This is a genomic window from Pseudomonas trivialis, from assembly GCF_036864995.1.
Lineage (GTDB): Bacteria > Pseudomonadota > Gammaproteobacteria > Pseudomonadales > Pseudomonadaceae > Aquipseudomonas > Aquipseudomonas trivialis.
The window spans coordinates 3,604,226-3,627,086 of the sequence record NZ_CP142151.1; the positions used below are offsets into that span (position 1 = coordinate 3,604,226).

The 22,861-nt window shown below is 58.7% G+C and carries 17 protein-coding genes and 5 pseudogenes; 11 read left to right on the forward strand and 11 right to left on the reverse strand.

Annotation, left to right across the window (positions count from 1 at the left end):
• Nucleotides 1-7: 7 nt before the first annotated feature.
• On the reverse strand, nucleotides 8-1,069 hold the full coding sequence (locus VRB54_RS15695; RefSeq protein ID WP_338477913.1) for a M4 family metallopeptidase: 1,062 nt from the start codon (nucleotides 1,067-1,069) through the stop codon (nucleotides 8-10).
• Between the two features lie 133 nt (nucleotides 1,070-1,202).
• On the opposite strand from VRB54_RS15695, the gene VRB54_RS15700 reads away from it, so the two are divergent.
• The 4 genes from VRB54_RS15700 (at nucleotide 1,203) to VRB54_RS15715 (ending at nucleotide 5,219) form a co-directional block, all read left to right on the forward strand.
• Nucleotides 1,203-2,132, forward strand: coding sequence for a DNA/RNA non-specific endonuclease (locus VRB54_RS15700; protein ID WP_338477914.1), 930 nt, complete (start codon nucleotides 1,203-1,205; stop codon nucleotides 2,130-2,132).
• Nucleotides 2,133-2,443: 311 nt separating this feature from the next.
• On the forward strand, nucleotides 2,444-3,457 hold the full coding sequence (locus VRB54_RS15705; RefSeq protein ID WP_231423073.1) for an ABC transporter substrate-binding protein: 1,014 nt from the start codon (nucleotides 2,444-2,446) through the stop codon (nucleotides 3,455-3,457).
• Nucleotides 3,454-4,458, forward strand: a complete 1,005-nt coding sequence (locus VRB54_RS15710) for a FecCD family ABC transporter permease (RefSeq protein WP_057008049.1) — start codon at nucleotides 3,454-3,456, stop codon at nucleotides 4,456-4,458. The genes VRB54_RS15705 and VRB54_RS15710 overlap by 4 nt, the downstream gene beginning before the upstream one ends.
• Nucleotides 4,455-5,219, forward strand: coding sequence for an ABC transporter ATP-binding protein (locus tag VRB54_RS15715; protein ID WP_338477915.1), 765 nt, complete (start codon nucleotides 4,455-4,457; stop codon nucleotides 5,217-5,219). The genes VRB54_RS15710 and VRB54_RS15715 overlap by 4 nt, the downstream gene beginning before the upstream one ends.
• Here the strand turns inward: VRB54_RS15715 and VRB54_RS15720 are convergent.
• Nucleotides 5,211-9,035 carry an ATP-binding protein gene (locus VRB54_RS15720; protein WP_338477916.1) on the reverse strand — a complete coding sequence of 1,275 codons (3,825 nt, stop codon included), beginning with the start codon at nucleotides 9,033-9,035 and terminating at the stop codon, nucleotides 5,211-5,213. The genes VRB54_RS15715 and VRB54_RS15720 overlap by 9 nt on opposite strands.
• Before the next feature lie 175 nt (nucleotides 9,036-9,210).
• Nucleotides 9,211-9,435, reverse strand: a complete 225-nt coding sequence (locus VRB54_RS15725) for a hypothetical protein (RefSeq protein ID WP_338477917.1) — start codon at nucleotides 9,433-9,435, stop codon at nucleotides 9,211-9,213.
• 331 nt (nucleotides 9,436-9,766) lie between these two features.
• Here VRB54_RS15725 and VRB54_RS15730 point away from each other — a divergent pair, with 331 nt between their 5' ends.
• Entirely contained in the window at nucleotides 9,767-10,195 is a 429-nt protein-coding gene (locus VRB54_RS15730; RefSeq protein ID WP_338477918.1) for a hypothetical protein, read from the forward strand.
• Between the two features lie 61 nt (nucleotides 10,196-10,256).
• Here VRB54_RS15730 and VRB54_RS15735 read toward each other — a convergent pair whose 3' ends face one another.
• The 4 genes and pseudogenes from VRB54_RS15735 to VRB54_RS15750 form a co-directional block, all read right to left on the reverse strand.
• Nucleotides 10,257-11,189 (reverse strand): alpha/beta hydrolase, encoded by a 933-nt coding sequence (locus tag VRB54_RS15735; RefSeq protein ID WP_338477919.1) that lies wholly within the window; start codon nucleotides 11,187-11,189, stop codon nucleotides 10,257-10,259.
• Nucleotides 11,189-11,629, reverse strand: coding sequence for a tryptophan-rich sensory protein TspO (tspO, locus tag VRB54_RS15740; protein WP_003234380.1), 441 nt, complete (start codon nucleotides 11,627-11,629; stop codon nucleotides 11,189-11,191). The genes VRB54_RS15735 and tspO overlap by 1 nt, the downstream gene beginning before the upstream one ends.
• A 278-nt stretch (nucleotides 11,630-11,907) precedes the next feature.
• The gene (locus tag VRB54_RS15745; protein ID WP_338477920.1) at nucleotides 11,908-12,441 is read right to left on the reverse strand and encodes an AAA family ATPase; all 534 of its coding nucleotides are present in this window, start codon (nucleotides 12,439-12,441) and stop codon (nucleotides 11,908-11,910) included.
• Nucleotides 12,442-12,554: 113 nt separating this feature from the next.
• Nucleotides 12,555-12,955: pseudogene (locus VRB54_RS15750) on the reverse strand (GFA family protein).
• Nucleotides 12,956-13,623: 668 nt separating this feature from the next.
• Between VRB54_RS15750 and VRB54_RS15755 the strand changes: the two are divergent.
• The 4 genes and pseudogenes from VRB54_RS15755 (at nucleotide 13,624) to VRB54_RS15770 (ending at nucleotide 18,678) form a co-directional block, all read left to right on the forward strand.
• Nucleotides 13,624-14,700 (forward strand): annotated as a pseudogene (locus VRB54_RS15755) (SagB/ThcOx family dehydrogenase).
• 2 nt (nucleotides 14,701-14,702) lie between these two features.
• Nucleotides 14,703-15,679 (forward strand): annotated as a pseudogene (locus VRB54_RS15760) (diiron oxygenase).
• Nucleotides 15,672-16,882 (forward strand): annotated as a pseudogene (locus VRB54_RS15765) (MFS transporter). The pseudogenes VRB54_RS15760 and VRB54_RS15765 overlap by 8 nt, the downstream one beginning before the upstream one ends.
• Nucleotides 16,883-18,057: 1,175 nt before the next feature.
• Nucleotides 18,058-18,678, forward strand: a complete 621-nt coding sequence (locus VRB54_RS15770; RefSeq protein WP_338477921.1) for a hypothetical protein — start codon at nucleotides 18,058-18,060, stop codon at nucleotides 18,676-18,678.
• Nucleotides 18,679-18,868: 190 nt separating this feature from the next.
• On the opposite strand, the pseudogene VRB54_RS15775 reads toward VRB54_RS15770, so the two are convergent.
• Nucleotides 18,869-19,093 (reverse strand): annotated as a pseudogene (locus tag VRB54_RS15775) (IS66 family transposase); the annotation flags it as partial.
• A 78-nt stretch (nucleotides 19,094-19,171) separates the two neighbouring features.
• On the reverse strand, nucleotides 19,172-19,690 hold the full coding sequence (locus VRB54_RS15780) for a nucleotidyltransferase family protein (RefSeq protein WP_422396111.1): 519 nt from the start codon (nucleotides 19,688-19,690) through the stop codon (nucleotides 19,172-19,174).
• A gap of 375 nt (nucleotides 19,691-20,065) precedes the next feature.
• Between VRB54_RS15780 and VRB54_RS15785 the strand changes: the two genes are divergently transcribed.
• Nucleotides 20,066-20,302: a DUF6124 family protein gene (locus VRB54_RS15785; protein ID WP_338477923.1), complete on the forward strand. Its 237-nt coding sequence runs from the start codon at nucleotides 20,066-20,068 to the stop codon at nucleotides 20,300-20,302.
• Between the two features lie 3 nt (nucleotides 20,303-20,305).
• On the opposite strand, the gene VRB54_RS15790 is transcribed toward VRB54_RS15785, so the two are convergent.
• Nucleotides 20,306-20,539 carry a hypothetical protein gene (locus VRB54_RS15790; RefSeq protein ID WP_032870736.1) on the reverse strand — a complete coding sequence of 78 codons (234 nt, stop codon included), beginning with the start codon at nucleotides 20,537-20,539 and terminating at the stop codon, nucleotides 20,306-20,308.
• Between the two features lie 120 nt (nucleotides 20,540-20,659).
• Nucleotides 20,660-20,959 carry a hypothetical protein gene (locus tag VRB54_RS15795; RefSeq protein ID WP_003234402.1) on the reverse strand — a complete coding sequence of 100 codons (300 nt, stop codon included), beginning with the start codon at nucleotides 20,957-20,959 and terminating at the stop codon, nucleotides 20,660-20,662.
• Between the two features lie 433 nt (nucleotides 20,960-21,392).
• Between VRB54_RS15795 and VRB54_RS15800 the strand changes: the two genes are divergently transcribed.
• Nucleotides 21,393-22,607: an aldose 1-epimerase family protein gene (locus VRB54_RS15800; RefSeq protein WP_338477924.1), complete on the forward strand. Its 1,215-nt coding sequence runs from the start codon at nucleotides 21,393-21,395 to the stop codon at nucleotides 22,605-22,607.
• Nucleotides 22,608-22,861: the final 254 nt, after the last annotated feature.

Below are 22,861 nucleotides of genomic sequence, written 5' to 3' on the forward strand. Positions count from 1 at the left end.
CGGTTTGTCAGACGTTGATACCCACCGCTTTCCAGCCTGCCTTGACTGCCTTCTGCTCGTCCTTGTTGGCGCCGTACAGGCGACCGGCCACATCATAGGTGACGCGCGCGAAACGCAGAAACCCCGAGTTCGGCCGCAGCCGTGCATCGCGCAAGGCGTCGTACCAGATGCGACCGGCACGCTCCCAGGCAAACCCGCCGATCTTCGTCGCGACCTGATAGAACGCATGGTTGGGAATACCCGAATTGATGTGCACGCCGCCGTTGTCATCATAGGTATGCACAAAGTCATCCATATGCCCGGGCTGCGGGTCCTTGCCCAACAGGGCGTCATCAAACGCGGTGCCCGGTGCTTTCATCGAGCGCAGCGCAGTGCCCTTGATCTTTTTGGTGAACAGCCCCTTGCCGATCAACCAGTCGGCTTCCTCGGCCTTCTGCTTCAACGCGTACTGCTTGATCAGCGAGCCGAACACGTCCGACAGCGACTCGTTCAACGCCCCGGACTGGTTGAAGTACATCAGCTTGGCTTCGTCCTCGGTGACGCCGTGAGCCAACTCATGGCCGATCACGTCGAGCGCAATGGTGAAGCGGTTGAACAGCTGCTGGTCACCATCGCCGAACACCATCTGGGTCGAGTTCCAGAACGCATTGTTATAGGCCTGGCCAAAGTGAACCGTGGCGTCCAGCGCCATGCCGGAATCGTCGATGGAGTTGCGGTCGAACACCTCGTCGAAAAAATCGAAGGTCGCGCCCAGGCCGTCGTAGGCCTCGTCCACTGCCGCATCGCCGCTGGCAGGCTGCCCTTCACTGCGGATCAGCTTGCCCGGCAGGGTATCGGTGCCGTCGGCGCTGTAGATGGAGCGGCGTTTTTCCGCGGCCATGGCCAAGGCCATGTGCGCGGTGCCCTTGGCGGGCACGGCAAGCATGCGCAACGAGCGGAACGTGCTGTCCTTGGCGCGCGTGCGCAGCGCGATTTCGCGTTGGGCTTTATCGCCGTGGCGCGCGATCTGATCGAGCATGTACGGCGGGATCAGGCAGAAGATCGGGTTGCGGGGATGGCGAATACACATAAGCTGGCTCCCTTTTGACGTGTGATGAACTCCCAATAACCGTTTCAGGATAGTCCTGCCGACGGAAACTGGCCTAAATTGTCATGAACCTGTGTTGCAGTAGTGTTTATTCCAGGCCCGCAAGGAGCAGTCCATGCCACCCCGCACCCGCAAAATCGACCTGTCACACCGTCCCCGCCTTGGCGATCTGCGCCCGCTGGTCACGGCCAGCCCTTCCCTGCTGCAGGCGCGGGCGGCAACCCCGCGCATCACTGCCGCCAAGGACCTGAAAAACCGCACCGGCTACGCCGAGGATTTTCTTGGCGGCTTCGAAGTGCCCTGGCCCACGGTTGACCAGGCCCTGGCCGATGATGTGCAGCCAAAGCGCCTGGACTACACGCATTTTTCCATCACGATGTCGCGTTCCAGGCGCCTGGCCTTCTACGTCGGCGTCAATATCGACGGCGCGCAACACGTGGACATCGTGCGCAGCAACGACACCTGGGCCTACGATGGCCGCTTGCCCGTCGAGGCCCAGGTCGGTGAGGAGCTCTACGCCAGCAATGGCCTGGACCGTGGCCACCTGGTGCGACGCCAGGACCCCAACTGGGGCGCCGAGGCCGCCACCGCCAACGTCGACACCTTCCATTTCACCAACTGCTCGCCGCAGATGAGCGGCTTCAACCAGAAGACCTGGCTGGAACTCGAAGACTATATCCTCGACAACACCCAGCGCTGGAAAGCCCGGGCCACGGTGTTTACCGGCCCGGTGTTCGGCGAAGACGACCGCCTTTACCGGGGCATCCGGATTCCCAAGGCCTTCTGGAAAGTCGTCGCCTACCTCGGCGATGATGGCAAGCCCTCAGCCAGCGCGTACATGATCGACCAGAGCCGGGAACTGGGCCAACTCGACCTGGTGTTCGGACAGCTGCGGACCTACCAGCGCAGCGTGCTTCAGATAGAACACCTGACCGGCGTTCGCTTCGGCAACCTGGCCGATTACGACGGCTTCAGCAACGAAGAACGCGCCACAGGCACACGCATTGAAGCGCTGATTCGCGGCCCGGAAGATATTCGTTTGTGATTCATCGCCGATAGCGCACCTGCCCTGTGGCGAGCAGGCTTGCCCTGCGTTGGGCTGCGCAGCAGCCCTAAAAACCTGACTCCGCGAAGTTTCTGACACACCGCATTCTTAATTACAGGGGCTGCTGCGCAGCCCAACGCAGGGCAAGCCTGCTCGCCACAGGGCAAACCCGCTCTCCACAATGGAAGCGGTCTGCTGTTGAGAGCAGCCGCCCATCTTCCCGCCCACCCCGCCATGCACTACCATACCGCGCCGTTTCCCGGACGGGACTCATTGGGGTTTCGCCAACGGTTCAAACGGAGATTGCCCCCATGCTGCCACGCGTTACCGCCTTGATGATCGGCCTCGGGCTGTCCGTTGCGGAGGCCCACGCCGCGCCGACCCACTACCCGCTGACTCTGGAAAACTGCGGCAGCCACATCAGCTTCGCCCAGGCCCCCGCACGCAGCGTGACCATCGGCCAGGCCGCCACCGAGATGCTTTATGCCCTGGGCGTCGGTGACAAAGTGGTTGGCACCTCGCTGTGGTTCAACAACGTGCTGGCGCAGTACAAGACCCTCAACGATGGCATCGAGCGCCTGGCCAACAACGAGCCGAGCTTCGAATCCGTCATCGCCAAGCGCCCGCAGCTGGTGGCCGCCGAGCTGGAATGGGTGGTCGGCGCACAAGGCGTGGTAGGCACCCGCGAGCAGTTTCATGAACTGAACATCCCCACCTACCTGCTGCCGTCGGACTGCGAAGGCAAGGACAACCTAGTGGGCGCCGACGGCACGCGGCTGGAGCCGTTTCGCATCGACACGATCTACAAGAGCATCAGCCAGTTGGCCGAGATCTTCGACGTGCAGGCACGCGGTCAACAGCTCAACGACGAACTCAAGGCACGCCTGGCCAAATCCGTCGCCACCGCGCAAGGCAAAGGCTTGAAGCAGGCCAGCGCGCTGGTGTGGTTCTCCAGCGCCGAGATGGCCAGCGATCCCTACGTGGCCGGCCACAAGGGCATCCCCGAATTCATGTTGCACACACTGGGCCTGTCCAATGTGGTGCAGTCCGATGAGGAGTGGCCCGCCGTCGGCTGGGAAACCATCGCCAAGGCCAACCCGACCTTTCTGGTGATCGCACGCATGGACCGGCGCCGCTACCCTGCCGACGACCACCAACAGAAACTCGCCTTCCTGCGCAGCGACCCGGTGACCCGCAACATGGACGCCGTCAAACACAACCGCATCATCGTCCTCGACGCCCTGGCGCTGCAGGCCAGCATCCGCATGTTCGACGGCCTTGAACAACTGGCCGGCGCCATCGACGGCTACGACCTGCCCCAATGATGCGCACCCTGCTCGCCCTCACGCTGCTGCTGATCGCCCTGCTCGCCGGGGTGGCCATCGGCGAAACCGCCATCGCGCCGCAGGTAGTGCTCAAGGTCCTGGCCAATAAACTGTGGGCGGCCGGCTACGTGCTCGACCCCATCGACGAGGGCGTGGTGTGGAACTACCGCCTCACCCGCGCGCTGGTGGCCGCCGCCTGCGGGGCCGGGCTGGCGACCTGCGGGGTGATCCTGCAGTCGTTGCTGCGCAACCCGTTGGCCGACCCGTACCTGCTGGGCATCAGCGCCGGCGCCTCCACCGGCGCGGTGCTGGTCGCCCTGATCGGCGTGGGCGGCGGGCTGATTTCACTGTCGGCGGGGGCATTTGTCGGCGCCATGGCCGCGTTCGCGCTGGTGACCCTGCTCGCACGGGCCAGTGGCTCGGCGCGCGGCACCGGGCAGATCATCCTCGCGGGCATCGCCGGTTCCCAGCTGTTCAATGCGCTCACCGCGTTCCTGATCACCAAATCGGCCAGCTCCGAACAGGCGCGCGGCATCATGTTCTGGCTGCTCGGCAACCTCAGCGGCGTGCGCTGGCCGTCGGTATGGCTGGCCGTGCCGGTGGCGGTCGCCGGCCTGATCGTGTGCCTGTGGCACCGCCGCGCGCTGGATGCGTTTACCTTCGGCAGCGACTCGGCGGCCTCCCTCGGCATTCCGGTGCGCCGCGTGCAATGCGTGCTGGTGGGCTGCGCCGCGCTGGTGACGGCGGTGATGGTATCGATTGTCGGCGCCATCGGCTTTGTCGGCCTGGTGATTCCCCACGCCGTGCGCCTGCTGCTCGGCACCGCGCATTCGCGGCTGCTGCCAGCCAGCGCTCTGGGCGGCGCGCTGTTTCTGATCGCGGCGGACGTGCTCTCGCGCAGCCTGATCAAGGGCCAGGTGATTCCGGTCGGAGTGGTCACCGCGCTGGTTGGCGCACCGGTGTTCGCGTTGATCCTGATCGGCCGGAGAAACGCGCGATGAGCGTATTGAGTTGCAGCGGCCTGGGCTTCAAGGTGCGCGATGCGCAGTTGCTGCACGATATTGATCTGGAGGTGCAGGCGGGGGAAACCCTGGGCATCGTCGGGCCGAACGGCTCCGGCAAATCCACCCTGCTCAAGCTGCTGGCCGGCTTGCGCACGCCCGCCAGCGGCGACGTGTGCCTGGGCGGCAAGCGTCTGGGCAGCTTGTCGCGCCGCGTCATTGCGCAACAACTGGCAGTGGTGGAACAACAGGCCGACACCGACGACGCCATCGGCGTGTTCGACGCCGTGGCCCTGGGCCGCACGCCCTGGCTGTCGGCGCTAAGCCCCTGGTCCAGCGAGGACGAGGCCATCGTGCACCAGGCCCTGCACGACGTGGATGCTACCCACCTCAGCCAGCGCGCCTGGCGCAGCCTCTCCGGCGGCGAGCGACAGCGCGTGCATATCGCCCGTGCGCTGGCGCAACGGCCACAAATTCTGCTGCTGGATGAGCCGACCAATCACCTCGACATCCAGCACCAACTGACGATCCTCAAAGGCGTGCAGGCGTTACCGGTGACCACCCTGATTGCCCTGCACGACCTCAACCAGGCGCTGACCTGCGACCGCCTCGCCGTGCTGGATCGCGGACGGCTGGTGGCGCTGGGCAAACCGCTGGAGGTGCTCACGCCACAGCGGTTGCAGGACACCTTCGGCGTGCAGGGCCATTACCTGACCGACCCGTTCGACGGCGCACAGATCCTGCGCCTGCGCTCAAGCTGACCCCTGTTTCACACAAGCCTTGCGCAGGATCTGCAGCAACTGGTGAATGGAATACGGCTTGTGCAGCAAGTCGAAGCCGTGGGTGCCTTGCTGCGCCAGCACATGGCTGTAGCCACTGGTGAGCACAATCGGCAACGCCGGCCACAACTGCTGGATCTCCTTGGCCAGTTCCAGGCCATTCATGCCCGGCATCATCACGTCCGAAAACACCACGTCGAAATCCTCGGCGGCGTCGGTCAGACACTTGAGCGCCTGCTCGGCATTCACCGCCCAGGTAGCCTGATAGCCCAGTTCTTCCAGGGCCTGGGTGGCGAAGGTGCCGACTTCGATATTGTCTTCCACCACCAGCACGCGGCCGCCCTGGCCGTCGCTGAGGAGCGCCGGCTCCAGCGGCACATCGGGCTCCAGTGGTTGCGCGGTGACCCGGGGCAGGTACAGGGTAAAGGTCGAGCCCTGGCCCAGTTCGGTGCTCACCCGCACTTCGCCGCCCGATTGCTTGGCAAAGCCGAACACCTGGCTGAGGCCAAGCCCGGTGCCCTGCCCCACATTCTTGGTGGTGAAGAACGGCTCGAAAATCCGCTCCAGATGCTCCGGCCGGATGCCGCTGCCGGTGTCGCGCATGGCGATTGCAACGAAGTCGCCTTGCACCTGTGGCTGGCCGCGCAGCGCAGGGAGGGTGTCGACCGCCGCCACGGCGATGGTCAAACGGCCAACGCCCTTCATCGCATCCCGCGCGTTGACCGCCACATTCACCAGCGCCGAGTCGAACTGGCTGGAGTCGGCGTACACACAACAGTCCTGGGGCGCCAGGTCGGTGCTGATCTGGATATGGGCGCCGCACAGCGACTCCATCATTTCCACCAGCGAGGTCACGCTCTGGCTGACATCGAAGGCCTGCGGCTTCAACGCCTGTCGCCGTGCGAAGGCGAGCAGTTGCCCGGTAAGACGTGCTGCGCGATTGACCGTATCCGAGATGGCCGCCAGGTAACGGCTGCGCCGCACCTCGGGCAGTTCCGGGCGTTCCAGCAGGTCGAGAGACGAGCGAATCACCGTCAACAGGTTGTTGAAGTCGTGCGCCACGCCGCCAGTGAGTTGGCCCAGGGCCTCGAGTTTCTGCGCCTGGCGCAGTTGCTCTTCGGCCTTGCTGCGTTCTTCCATGGCCTCGGTGATGCGCTGCTCCAGGGTTTCGTTGAGCGCCTGCATGCCCAACTCGACGTGTTTCTGATCGGTGATGTCCTGCACCAGGCCGAACAGTTTCTGGGTACGGCCCTGAGCATCGAGTTGCGGCGTGCTGCGCGCCAGGATCCAGCGCACCTGCTGGTCCTCGGCGCGGCGGATGCGGCACTGGAAATCCCAGCCGGTGCCCTGCTCGGCCGCCCGCCTGAATGACGCCTCCACCTCGGGCCGGTCCTCGGGCAACACATGGGACATGAAGGTTTCGATGCCCCAGTGCTCAACCGGCTTGCTGTGGCCGAAGATCTGGTCATGCCGGGCGGCCCGCACCGAGCTGTCGGCCCCGATGTCCAGCTCCCATTCACCGATCTGCCCGGCGTCGATGGCCAGGCGCAGCCGCGCTTCACTTTCGCGCAACATGGCCTCGCGCCGGTTGCGCGCACGGGCCAGCTGCGAGGTGACACGCGAGATCAGGTCGCGCGCTGAAAACGGTTTGATCAGGTAGTCATCGGCGCCGGCCGCCAGGCCTTCGGCGAGGGCCTCTTCGCCCGCGCGGGCCGACAGCAGAATCACTGGGGTCGCCTGCAGGCGCGTGTCCTCACGCACCGCGCGCAACAGGCCAAAGCCATCGAGCACCGGCATCATCACGTCGGTAAGAATCAACTGCGGCAAGCGCTCGCGCGCAGCCTCCAGCGCCGCCTGCCCATCGGTCGCCGTCTCCACGCGCAGGCCTTCGGCTTGCAGCAGGCGGGAGACATAGGCGCGCATGTCGGCGTTGTCATCGGCCAGCAGCACGCATTCTTCAAACGGTTCAGCGGCAGGCTCATCCTGCACCTGCGGCGCCGGCGCGTCGGGCAACCAGCTCATAGCTTCTTCGACAAAGGCGCTGACGTCGGTGGTGGAACCGTGCAGCAGCGCCGGGCTGTGCAGCGGTTTGGGCACATGGCGGCTGCCCAGCGGCAAGGTGATGGTGAAGGTGCTGCCCACTCCGACTTCACTGCTCACCGAAAGCCTGCCGCCCTGCAGGCGCACCAGCTCATCCACCAGCGCCAGGCCGATGCCCGAACCTTCGAACGAGCGACCGGCGGGGTTGTCGATCTGGTGGAAACGTTCGAACAGGCGCGGCAGTTCATCGGCCGCAATGCCGGTGCCGGTGTCAGTGACACTGACCTGAGCACTCGCGCCATCGGCGCCGGGTTCGACGCTGACCCGAATCTGCCCGGCCAGGGTGAACTTGAAGGCGTTGGAGATCAGGTTCAGCACCACCTTTTCCCACATGTCCCGGTCGACGCAGGCCACCTCGGGCAGCGGCGTGGTATCGATGATCAGCGCCAGGCCCGCACGCTCGCAGGCCGAGCGAAAATTCGAGGCGAGGTCGGCGGTCAATTCGGGCAGGTCCACCGGTTCGTAGGACGCCTGGGCGCGACCGGCCTCGATGCGCGAAAACTCCAGCAGCGCATTGACCAGCTTGAGCAGGCGCTGGCCGTTGCGATAAGCCAGGGTCACGCGCTCGCGCTCATCGGCAGGCAGCGCGTCGCCCAGGGCCAGCGACTGCTCCAGCGGCCCGAGCATCAGGGTCAGCGGCGTGCGGAATTCATGACTGATATTGGTAAAGAAGGTGGTCTTGACCTGGTCGATGGCAGCCAGGGCATCGGCGCGTTGACGTTCGTAAGCCCGCGCCCGCACGGTGGCCAGCGCCGCCGAGAGCGCAGCGCCCAACAGCTCGAAAAAGCCGCGGTAAATATCATTCATCGGCAGGCGCGGCGAGGCACCGGCCACCAGGATCAACGGCGTCTGCGTATCGTCCGGCACCACCAGCGGCAACACGAAAGCCGTGAGCGGTGATTCCGGGTACGGCCCGCAGTCAATGCCGGCGAACAATGCCTCGATGTCGTCCACCTGCAGCGTGCGCTTTTGTACGCACGCCGCGCCCAACGGCCATGGCGCGGTGTCATCCAGGCCGATCCAGGCCGGTGATGCGGCGGTATCTGCGCCAATGCCGTCGTGCTGCACCAGGCGGTAGCCGTCGGCTTCCCGCGCGTAAAACAGCAGGAAGGGAATATCGACGTTGAACGTCGCCAGTGTCTCGACCGTCAGCGCGATCAGCTGAGGCAAGTCCTCGGCACCCGCCAGCCGGCCAGTCAGGTCACGCAGCGCACGGGTGCGGCGCTCGGCCAGGATGGTCACGGTGGTTTCGGTCACCGGGTGAAACAGCCCGCCAATGCCGCCGGTTTCATCGCGGATGGGCGAAGTGGAAAAGGTGAAGAAGGTCTCTTCCAGGTAACCGTTGCGCGTGAGGAACATACGCTGGTTTTCGAGAAAACTGGTCTCCCCTGCCAGCGCCCGCGTGAACGGCTCGCCGATGGCCGGCCAGGCGCTGGCCCAGGTCACGTGGTAACCCTCGCCCAGCGCGCGCGGGTGCGACTCGCCACACAGCACCTTGTAGCCGTCGTTGTAGATCTGCGTGTTCTCCGGCCCCCAGATGATATTGATCGGGAAGTTCGACGCCAGGCACAGGCTGACGGTGGTGCGCAGGCTCTGCGGCCAGTGCTCGATCGGACCCAAAGGCGTTGCCGACCAATCCCTGGACTGGATCAGGGAGGCGAGCTCGCCGCCACCCGACAAGAAGGAATGCGTAATCACGGGATTGAACCACCAGCAGATTTAAGGGCGCGTATTAGTCAGTCTGACCGCCGCCGACAGAAATCCTCCCATGGGTGGGTCAAGCATTTATTGGCCGCTGCATGTGCGTGGTTTGCCACACGGGATCAAAGCCCTGGCGCAGCCAGAAATCACGTGACGGCCTGGATGCGCGGGCTCATGCCACCTGGATCCGGGTGATGCCGACGATGGCGGCTTGCGCGAGGATCTGTTCTGACGTGGCATCGGCGGGCGGCATGATCAGGCTGTTCTCGGCGTCGCCCAGGTGCAGGGCCAGCAGGTGCAGGGCAGCGTCGTGATCGGGGAGTTCGGGTTGGTTGAGTTCGAAGGTGTGGGTACGGGGCTGGTTGTTGAAGAGGTAGGTGACGGTGTATTCGCGCATCGCAGTGTCCTTTGCCAGGTGGTGACTTCTCTCTGATTTCAACCCTAGCAGAACCACTATGGGCAGGCCGACTGAATAAGAAGATAAAATACTCGGCAGTTACGTTCGCGCGTTAGAAAACGTCGACAAATGGATTTCAGATAAGAAATCGCAAATCAATCAACAGCATGAAAAAAATATGCAGGCTATTGATTCAGAAATTTTTTGCGGGCCGCTGGAGCGGCCCAAACAGCGGCAGGCACGTCCAGGGAAGAGTTTGACAAGTGGTGGTCAGAGGCACCGTACGGTGACGATCCCGTTGACCAATTGTGGATCAAGGCAGGTATAGAGTATGCAAAATCGAAAGGATATTAAGTGGTACGTCTGGCTGCTGCTTGCCATTTGTTCAGGGCAAGCGCTTTACATTTACGTAAGCGGGCCCAGCAGGCCGGACCCGGCGAAGGTCGTTACCGTTACTCCTGTGAGCGATGGCGGCGCAATCTACGAAGTTCTTTACGATTCAGGAGGTGCAACGGTGCCGTTTATTTATCGGTACTTCCTGATGGATCTGCAGCCCAGTGACGCCGAAGCGCTCAAGAAAAGCGGATCAGCAACCCCCTTCCTTGTGACCAAAGGCACACAGGCCGTTGGCGAGGTTTCGGGCAACCACGTCAAACTAAAAACAAGCGAGACCATCTACGACTTTCACAACACCGCCTACTTTAAAATCGATGGAGAACTCAACATCGTTAAATTCAATCTGGAAGCGACCCTTCCCTAGCAGAGGATTTGAAAACACCGGCATTGCGCCGGTGTTTTCGTTTGGACCTCAACGTGAAGCTTCAAGCGTAGTAACTTAACGCAGCGATCCTTCCTGTTATCCAGCGCCGGCTATAAACCAACACACCCTCCGCCATAGCCACCGGAAAATGGATAAACCCATGGGCAGATTCCGGCAGAAGATGGGTCTCGGCCCCCGGCCAACGTTCAGCCATCTGCAGCGTGTCATCCTTCAGCGGATCCAGCTCCCCGACGAACATCAACACCGGCGGCATTCCGTCAAAGTCACCATACAGCGGCGACAATGGCGCCTGTCGGCGTTCTTCATCATTCAACCCCGGCGTCAGCAGGCGCAGTGCGTCGACCATTCCCGGGCCGTCCAGCAGCAAGGTGTCCGGCCCGGCGGTGCGCACGCTCGGCGTGCCGGTCAAATCGTAAACCCCGTAATACAACACCGCCCCGCTCACGCGCTTGAGCAGATCCGGCCATTGCTTGAGCGTCAGCAAGGTCGCGGTCGCCAGATGCCCACCGGCCGACTCACCCACGACAAACACCGGCAAGCCTGCAAACTCATCGGCCGTCAGCAGCCACCGCGCGGCGGCGAGGCAGTCGTCCATCAGCCCCTCAACCGGCGTGTCGACCGCCAACCGATAATCCACCGACACCACCGTCACATCGCACGCCCGCACCATGCCCAGATTCAGCGCGTCGTCCATCTGCGCATTGCCGATAACCCAGCCGCCACCGTGGATATCCAGCACCACCCCCTTGGGCGTGCCGGCTGGCCGCAAAATGCGCACCGGCACGCCATTCACCACCCTGCTCTCAGCCGGCGTTGCGCGCTTGATCTTCTGACTGACGCGCAACAGCGCCTGAATCAGACGCGGGGTAACGCGGTTGCGGATCTTGAAGCGCGGCATCCACGCGAGCTTTTGGTTGAAGCGGCGCATCTGCGCGAGTTCGGCCTCGGAGGCGGGCCAGTGTTTATGGGCCATTAACGGTTATTCCGCAAAATCGAAAAATTCAACGCCGCCGCCACACACAGCCACGCCAGGTAAGGGAACAGCATCAAGCCGGTGATCAAGTCCAGGCGTACCGCGAACACCACCATCGCCGCCACGGTGAGCCACAGCAACACAATAATCACCATGCCGGCAAACAGCCGATGGGCGCCGAAGAACACGGGCGTCCACAGCGTGTTCAACGCAATCTGCGCCGCCCACAGCGCCAGCACCAGCTCACTGCCAGGGATCAGACTGAGGCGATAACCGGCCCAGGCGAGCAGCAGATAGATAATCGTCCAGGCGACCGGGAATAGCCAATTGGGCGGGGTAAAGCTGGGTTTGACGAGGGACTCGTACCAGGCACCCGGCTTGAAAATCACACCGGTACTGGCCGCAGCGGCGCAGGCGAGCAGGAAGATAAAAAAGGTCATGGACGATCCTTGATCTGGAAGGGTTCCCACCTTGGACGGGCAATACGGGGTTAAAAGTTCATCGCCGAGACAAGGATCATTCCTACGCGTCGTACGGGAATGAAGCGCGAAAACAAATCACCATAGAGAAGGTGTTCGCTTGAGCCTACCTTATATCGTCAATTGCAAAATGACTCACGTCAGCCATTAGCTGCCACCCGTGATCGGCAACATTCGACCAGGAGCCGCCACTTGCAACCAACAGTTTCCCTGGTGAAGCAGTCAACCATCGACCAATCTCACGGAGTTGGGCCTGCCGAACTCCCAATGCCCGCGAGAAAAATCCTGGTGTCTCGATTAGAACGCAGATGAACCACGCGGCAAGCTGATGGCGCAGTTGCCACGAGTTGCTGCATCTTTGCTCGCGCTGATTGGTTCGTCCGCCACATGAATTTGAAAAACTCCGGCAGGTTCGCCAGCAGTTCGGGGCAGTTCTCCGGCAAGTCAGGCCGAGACTTACCCTGTTGGAGCAGCGTTCTGAGCAGTACGCGCAAGAATCGAAGCGGCGCCGAACGATCAATCCATATTAAAAGATCTGCACGGGCCATCCGGTTGTCCCAAGTGGCTGAATGGCCACCGTCGAATATCCAGCAATCACGGGCCTCAACGTCGAGACAAAGCCGCGTTTTCTCGTCCCGACTTCGCTCGATCCACCCCGGCTGCCAGTGGATAGTGTCGATATGAACAACCGGCAACCCCGTACGCTGGCCAAGCTTACGCGCCAAAGTGCTTTTTCCAGACCCAGGTTGACCAACAATCATCACCCTTTGCATCCGAGCTCCTTCTGACTATGCAAGCTGATTTTTGGGGGTGACGATTTTACGTCAATGCCTATCTGCGTCAACAAAAGCGGTCAGCACGACAGGCAACTTTCACCCGGAAGACTTCAGTCGATTGGAGGGCATGGGTTGGATGAACGGTGCCAGTGTGCTGCGGAGTCGAGATGAACCTGTTTCTGCTTTCGAGGTGAGAAAGGCGTATCGAGCGTGCCCAGCGCTATTGAAACCCAATTGGCAAACTCACCTTGAGATCGTGACCAGAACAAGGCAGAACCGCAGTGCACGCAGAACTCGCGCGATACCCTCTTTGAAGAAGCATAGGTTTTAATATGCAGGGCACCGCTGAGTATTCGCAGCGCGCTACGCGGAACGCTGCCGTACGAAGCAAATGCGGCACCATGAGCTTTGCGACACTGGCTGCAATGACAATGACTGACGGCTTCAGGTGGGGTGATAGCTCATAACTGACGGCCGCACATAGACAGCTTCCTTTATAGACCCCTGTCATACCCTTATCCCTGCATGCAAAGCCCCAGCGTAACTGTCCCGGTCTAACCAGTCGACCGAGCGCTACTGGCCTGAAGCGCCTGCGGTTCGCAGCGAACGGTTGCGCAAACTTTACGAAGCGGATGGAGAGAAAGCCTGAGAACTAATTTTGCGAATTTTCCATCTCCACTGATAGGCAGTTTTTGGCCAATTTCTGTCAGTCGTAGCTGACAAAAATCGAGTTGCGGTTTTATCTGGATAATCACATTGCTATGGCGAATAAACGCTCCGCCCACCTCTGGCTACGCGGGGCTTATGGCGTGCTTAGACTTTTCATGCCGCTGATAGTCATCATGGCAGCGCAGGCTGGATGGGCTAATCGGGCAAGCCAAAACATGGAAAGTAGGCAATCTCTTACAGGTCAGAAATTTAATGTCTCATTTGATCTTAATTTTTTAATTTTAGTTATTTTTATTTTGGGCTAGCCTTTCAACGTCACTTAGAAAAGTGACACTCACTCAAAATGAGGAGCAATACCTATGAAATCTATTTCTTTAGAATCGAAAAAAATCGCTAACTTGGCTTGCCTTGCGGCGGCCAAATCCCGCTGATTGCTGAGTTGAGTCATTGATGAGCTGGGGAGTGCCGGCTACCCAGCCTCATCATTAACCTGGTGCAGAATAAAAAAAAATGATAATAAATCCAAATATTTTCATGCTGGCTCGCACACCGTTCATCGTCATTTGGGACTACAAAAATCACACTCAGTTTGAACTTGACCTAGCTCATTCCACTCGATTTATACAGCTTATTGAAGATCCTTCTAGATATGATAGTACAAGCGAAATTGACGCGGCATTTCTCGCTGCGCGACTGTTATTGACGAATATATCCCCACAGCGTGAATGGGGGTGGGACGATCTTTCAAAGATCTTTCATATCGGTACTAAAAATCTGCACATCGAAAAACTACCAAACGATATTCACGATGGGCCGCTTTATATTTAGATCACTGTGAACACGTCCTTGATACCCCGGCACCGATAGACCGTTTTACCGAGAGCTCCCATGGGGGGTTGATCTCGCTACCTACTCCCAATTCGGTAAAAAAACCAGCTCCCTTACAACGACTTTGCTCGAGCGAAAAACCTCGCGTTCGTTTTCAGACCAAGCCGTTACTCTGAACGACTTAAGCTCACTACTTTATCTGTCCTTAGGTTACCTCAAGGAGCGCGAAGCCGAAGCTGACGACACAATTCCTGAAACACTCAGAGCGAGACGCAGCAGCCCTTCCGGGGGTGGGCTGAATGCATGCGAAGGCTACGTCTACGCTGCCAGGATAGTGGGGCTGAAGCCCGGCATCTATTACTACCACCCAGACCTTCATGCGTTAAGGCAAGTTCACTCGTTTCCCAACGAGCCTTTGGGATTACTACTTGCCGGACAACACTTTATCAACGAACTTCCCATGGGACTGTTCATAACGTCACGCTTTGATAAATTATGGTGGAAATACGAGCACTCACGTGCCTATCGTATGGCTTACGTCGAAGCTGGGCATATCTCTCAAACCTTCAGCTCGTTGCAACTGCCCTAGGGTTGGCCACTTGGTTGACTGGTGCGTTGAGTGATGAGCGAGTAGAGCTGTTATTAGGCGTGGAAGAGTCAGCAGAGCAACCGCTGTTCTTCGTAGGCGGCGGCTATGGCGATGGGCAGGTGCAATGCAAAGAACTCAGGACTCTGATAGAGAGTCGAGAGAGAGGTTAATAATGCCCGTTACAAATACATTCGTCTTTACACCTGACGAGCTCCGCTCATATACGCTGGGTGATTGGGACAACCGTTCGGCCGTGCGCAGCAAGAACAGTACCTTCTTGCTTCCACCTGACGCAGAGATTCGTCTGCAATTACAGACCAAGAAGTGGTTTCCTCAAGCCTTTATTCCTTACCTTAACGACAACACTATCCAGACGTCGGGAGAGTATATCCAGCATCGATTGGCTGCGAATCATCTAGTCTATTTTCTCCGATATACGACACTCTTGGAGCATAAGATTGTTAACCGCTCGGTTGAGACACTCATTCATGAAGAGTTGGGAGTTGAGTTGCCACAAACGATGAAACTTACGGCCTTACAGCTTTACCCTGACGAGGGTTATCACGCCCTTTTCTCCTTTAAACTCTCGGAACAGGTTGCGCACTTTTATGACATGCCAACCTGGGAAGCCCCACCTAAACGTATCACTCTGCTACTCGAACTGATGGCACGCAACTAGGGACGCACATCGTCCACTCACTTGGTTTTTTCGGTTTTGTGTCTGAGACTATCATCGCCAAGGAGTTATTGAGCATCACCGGCGACACGCTGATCTCTACGGTGTATCAAATGTTTCGAGAGCATCTGGAGGATGAAGCCCGACACAGTCGCTATTTTTCCGAAGTGTTCCGTTACCTATGGCCGAAGTTGTCACTTGTCCAGCAAGAACACTTCGCGAGTCTATTGATTAAAATTATTTTTATCTTTGCTGAAGTGGACGAGCCTTGGTTGAGCGCCAGCCTGGCAGGCGTCGACATCCCCTTACTCGAAGTCACTAGGATAGTCCAAGCACTACAGATGCTGGATGTACGCACACAGCGAGCACGCTCTATTGCCATGGGAACGCTTCAGGCGATGACGCGCGCCGGTTTCTTCGAGTTGCAAACTCACCGGAAATTATTCAGCCAATCAGGGCTCATTGATGCTTGAAATAAAGGACCACTCCGTTGTCAAGACCAGGAAAGTCGGTGCCACGGTACTACTTATGGCGATGGTCATGCTGGGCGTGTTTCCGGTGGACGTACTTCTGCCTTCGTTTCCTTCGCTATCGCAGCACTTCAGCACCACAACGTCCGAGATCGCTTTGTCGATCAGCTTCTTTGCCATCGGTATCTCCTTATCTCAGTTACTGATTGGCCCTTTGTCGGACATGCTCGGCCGAAAAACGTTGTTACTGGCTGGCATGGCAGTATCCATAGCAGGCGCCTTGGGTTGCATCTGGGCCACGAACTATGAGTATTTTTTGCTATTCCGTGTGATCCAGGCAGTAGGCTGTGGCTGCTTCGTATTGTCTCAGGCATTGGTTCAGGACCTATTTATCGGTAAAGAGCGGGATCGTTTACGAATTCTGATGGTAACGGCCAGTGGAATCTTCATTTCGGTCTCCCCCTGGCCGGAAGCGTGTTGCAGGAGTTGATGGATTGGCAAGGTAGTTTCTATGTCTTCGCAGTGATTGCCGCTTTGGTATTCGTCAAGGCTTTGGTATCGCTGGAAAACCTGCCTATCAATAATACGGGGCCGCGCATTAGTATATTGCGAGCCTACCGGCGAATCTGCAGTGACTTCAATTTCGTGGCCTACTGGCTAGTCGCTGCAATTGTTTTTGCTTGCCACTTCTCATTCATCGTCATATCGCCCCTAATATTCATGGAGCAGTTGCAACTAAGCAGCTATGAGTTTTCTCAGGCCCTGCTAGTGTACGGAGCAGCCTATGTGACTGGCGGTATTCTTGCAGGCGTAATGAATAAGCATATGGAGGCGGGTACACAAATTGTTATAGGACTATCACTGATTTTCGTTGCGGGGTTAGTGATGCTTATATTACGGAACCAATTTGGCCTGTCCGTCTTCACCATGCTGGTCCCAATGATTATCTGTACCGCTGGCACTACCATAACGCGGCCAGCAGCCACGTCCAAAGCTATGGAGCTATTCCCGGATAACGCCGGTGCCTCAGCCTCGGCAGGCAATACTCTAATTTTTATCTCAGGCGGATTGATCAGTGCCCTGATCAACCTTAGCACCAACAACCTGCAAATTATCCTGGCGCTGAGTTTCATCGTCTTAAGCGGCATAGGTCTGCTGTTAAACCAACACATAAATCGTCACGCTAGGCCGTCAAGTTTGGCGTAATTCTCATTTGCGGCGACCCAGGGCTGGCATACCTGTCAACGTGCGCCCGAGCTTCGCGGTGCGGCGCGGGTACAGAGTTTTAACGATGATATTCGCAGTTCCTTGCGCCACTGATTGCATAGGCACCAGGATAAATGCAGGTTGAAGCGCCATGCTGTTCTGCGTTTGCACTTGAATCCACTTGTGGACGAGGCTCGCGGTGAGGCTATGCCTGAGGGCGACACAGCAATGGAGGCTCCGGGTTGGGCGCACTTTTGAATGACATAGGCTTTGAAGGGTTTGGAATACGAACGGCATGTCGGAGGCATGAAATAACGCTTAACTGGCGCCCGCCTAAGTTTAAGTGCACACGATGTCCTGAATTTTCGAAGATGGGTAGACGACTTGGCCCGGCGCACAAGAAGAACTTGCGCACCGCACGGGCAATGCAGGCCGGTCTCGATCACACCGAGTTCGAAGCTGGTCTTGTAGTAGCCGACTGTTCGTCGCCCTTGGTTCAGCCTGCGACGGTTATTTACGACCCAAAGAGGATGGTCGACAGGATTACCTGCGCTCACCTTTTTTCACGGTTGAGTTAATGGCCAAATACCCGAAGATTCACGCTTAGCGCCATGTCACTGATAAAGTGCCTCGCCCAAATTAGAGAAACAGAGCGTCACATGAGCTTCGACATTATTATTTTGAGACCTACAGACCTGAGCATAAACGACTTGGCGGACGTAGAGAGTGTGGAGGATATCGGGTCTCCAGCCTTTGTCAGCACCTCTGTGGATTTAGTATTCCCTGGATGTACCCAAGGTGCATTTTCCGTAGGTGGTTGTTACTTCGTTGAGTCAGCTCTGAGCGGAGACCCAGTGATGTCCATACACTTGACTCTCAGATATGGCAGCGCCTGGTCTGAATCAGCCAACAGTGAGTTCTTAGCGTTACTTTCCAGGCTATGCCAACGGCTCCAGTCGCAAGCCTATGCGGTGTCTGACAATTCACGGATCGCCTCCTTTCTATAAGGATGGTCGCTCATGCCGATTCCTGTCGTACTTTGTAAGCGTCCAGTCAAGTCCTCTACCGATCCAGCTATCAGCACGAGGATGACTGCTTGCCGCCCATGCCGTAAGGTTCGCTACCAAAATCACCACAGCCTTCCAGTGGTGGCAATACAGCAGGGAGAGCGAACAATGAACACCTTCAAATCATCAATCCAAAACGTAGCTGCGGCCATCGGCCTCATCGCAGCAGCGACAGTCGGGGGATGCGTGATGATCCCTTACGATACGCCGGAATCAAAAGCTCAAATCCAGCGCGATCTGAAAATTGAACCAGCGGATATTCAAGCCGTGTCGGAAACGAACTGGTGCTTGTTCCCATATGGAAGCGAAGGCAGCTGCAGAGCCACTCAAGGCCTGGGAGTGTTGACCAGCAAAGGCCTGATCCTCAGCCTCTACAAAAACCACACCTATACTGAAACCGCACGCATCCTCCCAGAACAAGTGCAGTGCGTGAAGACAGTTGGTGGTCGCACTGGAGTCGAACCGTTCGTTGTATTCACCAAAGACCGAGCAATCATGCTCGCCGTCATTACACCAGGTGGACAAATGAATGTGCCGGTAAAAGTTAGTTTCTTTGATTATTTGACGAAGCCAGGGCAGCACGTTTTCACTGGAACGGATGGCGGATATGTGCGCAAGTCGGGTCGGAAGCAAACCGTAGGCGGAATGGTGTCAGGCACTGCCATCCCGTGGCATACAACACTCGACGTAACCGAGGTTTTTAACCCTTGCCCTCAGGTTACAGATTAACGGGTAGTGGTGCGTTCCCTCGCAAGCGGTGCGCGCAGGCCGAAGCCCGTAGGTGTGAAGGATGAATGCCTGAAGGGCCGAGACGCCTCTGCGGCTCGGCTCGCGACAGCCGCCCTCGAAGAGGCACAACCTGAGACAGCAAGTACAGGGCTTCTAGCATCCGCTCAAGCGTCTGATGTCCCGAAGTCGACAGCACCGCTTCGCGTAGCGCATCGACTAGGGGTTGGCGCTGCACACCGGTTTGCCCAACCCATTGCGCCAGTGTCGAGAGGGAGATAGCCAGGCCGGCGCGGCCGAAGACTTTCTCTTGCCGATACGGCGGCAAATGGTCGGCGAACTTGGCCACCATCACGTGAGCCAGCAGGCCGGTAGTCGGGATACCTTTGTCGATCACCTGCGCCGGTACCTGACCCTGCGCAGAACATGGTTTTGTCGCTGCTGCGCAGTCCAACGCGGGGCAAGCCCGCTCGCCACAACATAATAGAGATCGGCATCAAACAATCCTCAGCCAGGGCCACCGCGCCTGATAACTCTGCGCCTTGGCCTCAAACAACGCCTGCTCCGGATGCAGCGGGTTGATCCGCAAAATCCCCTGCTCCACATCCGCCAACCCATATGGCGCATACACCTCCCCCGTCGCCACCTCCAGCGCCACGCACGTGCCAGCCACCAGATACCGATCAACCCCCTGTCGCGCCGAGTGCAGTTGCGAATAGGGCCGGCCAAACCGCTGGCCATACCAGAGATGAACCCGCGCCTGATTGCGCACCTCGACATTCACACCCAGGTCCGCGAACAGCGCGTTCGCCTTCTGGATCACCACGTCCTCAGCCTCGTAGGACAGGTCCGTATCGAAGTAAAAAACGTCGTAGTCCTTCACCCCATGATCCGCCGGCAGATTCGCCTGATGATTCCACACTGCCTGAAACAGACACCCCGCCGTCAGCAGGCATTGATCCACCCCAAGCGCCGGCAGGCGCGCGGTGATTTCAGCGTTGATCGGGTTGGCCATGGCCAGTGTGATAAATGCGTCAGCACTCAACGTCACGGTTAACGCTCCTGAAGGCAAAATCCGAATCCCACGCGGCGCCTTGCTCCGTTGCCTACACGTGCGTCAGAATCCGCCGGCTTGTGCACTGGGATGGCCGTCTCTAAGGTGGCTCGGTCGCTGAATCTCTCGGTGATCGGGTTTAGTAGCCTGAATTGTGGGTATCTTCAAGTGCATAAGTTTCATCAGCAAGACATTGCGTCTTTGCTTGATGGTAGCTGTGCGTAGGGCGCTTTCGGGCGCGCCGGCTTTGGATATCCACCGGTCTACTAACCTGCGTACAGCTGCCACCCTTTCGTTTAGTAGCGGCAAGGTGGCGGCCCAATCCAGGATATCCATATGTTTAAAATCACTCCGGATTCAAACCTCTTCACCGTCGCCCCCAACGCCAGCACCGAAACCCTCATCACCAACAGCTACGAAACCTTCACCTCAGTCAGCACCCTGCTGCTCGACCTGTCCGAAGACCTGAACGGCAAACACCGCGACATCGCCCTGGCGATCCACCAACTGAGCGAACTGGGCGTACTCCTCACCGCCAAATTGCTCGACCGTGAAGCGCCCTGCCCTGGCTGAAGCCTAACCTTTCAACTCACCGGCCCGATTACTCGCCGCGTCGTCGTAAGCTACATACAACGACTCGGCGACCTGGCTTTTGATGGCTTTGGTCGATTCCAGCCCCAAGACAAACCCCTCAGCCTTGCCGCCTGCGCGGTTGAGTTCTTCGTGGGTGGAGGCGCCAGTGATGGCGTCGAGCAGCTTGGCCGCATGAGGGCCCACGCCTTTGGGGAGGGAGATTTGGTCGATGGTCATCGCGATGCCTTTATAGAAAATGAACGGAAGCGCTGTGAACCACTGCCGGGCCGCCATGGTAGACCGGTTTGCGCCGTTGAGGGCTGCTTTCGCCCCCTATCGCCCTCAGCGCCACAGCGACTATTGACGAGTGTCCGCCTCCTCGGCCGGATAAAACTCGCCCTCCTTGCCCATTTTTTCCAGCCGCTCGCGCACGATCACCTCAACGTGGGCCACTGCGGCCTGGTCGTCAGGATCGACCAACTGCAAGCACAGGCGTCGAACATTCTGATCGTGAGTACCCTCGCTGAGCATTTCGTGGGTGAAAACCGCCTCACCACGCCAGAGGCACAACTCGGTATGCGTGCCGCCAAGCCATATTTCGTTGATTGATCGGAGGTCAGTGGTCGCCAGTTGATCCACGGTGATTGTCTTGTCCATTGCGCAGTACCTTACCGGTGATGGGGTATCGGTAGACTTGCGGGGGTAGCGGGTCGTTCCCGGGGCTGGGGATTTGAGTGTGGTCGTGGTTCGGCTCAGCGGTGCCTCACCGACAGCGAACGTGGGCGCCTGCGCGAACTGCATCCGCTTGTCTGGATTTGACCTCGGGTTGCTGTCGATCTTTGCCGTTGCACTGGGGGTGGGGTTGTTCCTAAAGCGGCGGCGGTGACTGCCAAAGAACTGGAGAAGCTCGCCTCGGATTAGCGGTAGAAATGGATAGGTTCTGCTGAGTCGTTGCCGCGATGGCATGGACTCAATTTTCCGACTTGCCCCCAATCTTCTTGGCGTTGGCTGGCCCTGCCCCCTTTTTTAGCTTGCTGAAACGTTTCATCGCGTTTATAAAAATGGCACAACTCCAAGAAAGGCTGCCGCCATGACCCCGCTCAAACTCGTTGTTGCCCTCAGCGCACTGTCCGCTGCCTCTCACGCCATGGCCTGGGATTACGTTCTGCTCGACACCGACAAAGCCGCCCAGAGCTGGCAGATCACCAGCCAGCAACTCGGCATAAAAACCGACAAACCCTTCAGCGTTACCCTACGCACCTTGCACGGCGGTCGGCAGGAGGGCGTCAGTATCGTCGACATCGATAACGGTACGATGAAACTCTCGGTAGTGCCGACTCGCGGAATGAACGTCTTGCAGGCCTCGGTTGGCAATGTACGCATGGGCTGGGATTCGCCGGTCAAGGAAGTGGTCAATCCGTCCTTCATCGAACTCAATGGCCGCGGTGGCCTGGGCTGGCTGGAAGGTTTCAATGAACTGGTCACCCGCTGCGGATACGAATGGGTCGGCCATCCCGGCGTCGACAACGGCGAACTGCTGACCCTGCACGGTCGGGCCGCCAACATTCCTGCGAATAAAGTCACGCTGCATATCGATGAAGAACCACCGTACGCCATCACCCTGCGCGGCGAACTGAAAGAACAGGCGTTCAAGAAGGTCGACTTCTCGGTCGCGACCGAACTGGTCACCGAACCCGGCAGCGTCGTGTTTGCCCTCAACGACACCCTGACCAACAACGGCGACTATCCAAAGGAATACCAGGCGCTGTATCACAGCAACTTCAGCACCCCGTTCCTGGAGCAGGGCGCTCGTTTCGCCGCGCCGGTGAAACAGGTGTCGCCTTTCAACGCCAAGGTCAAGGGCGAGCTGCCCGACTGGCAAACCTACCGCGCACCGACCAAGGACTACGACGAAACGGTTTACAACGTGGTGCCGTATGCCGACGCCAAGGGCGATACGTTGACCGTGTTGCACAACAAGGCCGGCAGCCTGGGCGTTTCGGTCGGCTTCAATACCCAGACACTGCCCGTATTTTCCCTGTGGAAAAACACCGATACCCAAGGCCAGGGCTATGTCACGGGGCTGGAGCCAGGGACGAGTTTTTCCTACAACCGCCGTTATCAGCGGCCACTGAACCTGGTACCGACAATTGGGCCCAAGGAACACAAGCAGTTCCGCATCAGCTACAGCTTGCTGGCGGACAAGGCGGCAGTGGATAAGGCCTTGAAGCAGGTGAGCGAGATTCAGGATGGGCGGGAGACTGAGGTGCGGCAGACGCCGTTGGTTGATTTGACCAAGGAGTGAGCATTGTCGGCTGATATAGCAGCCCCTCGGCCGTCTGACACCGTCGGCTTGTTCAAGGCCCGCCAGCGCGCGCGACCTTGAGCAGTCGGTGGGCTGCTCGAAACGATTCGGGCACGGTCCGATCTTGACTCACGTCGGCCGTTAGCTGCCCATTCATGATCGGCAACATTCGGCCAGAAGCTGCCCGTCACGAACGGCAGTAATCGGCCAAAAGCGGACGCTTATCGGAGCGTGATCGAAATAAGTGCATCCGG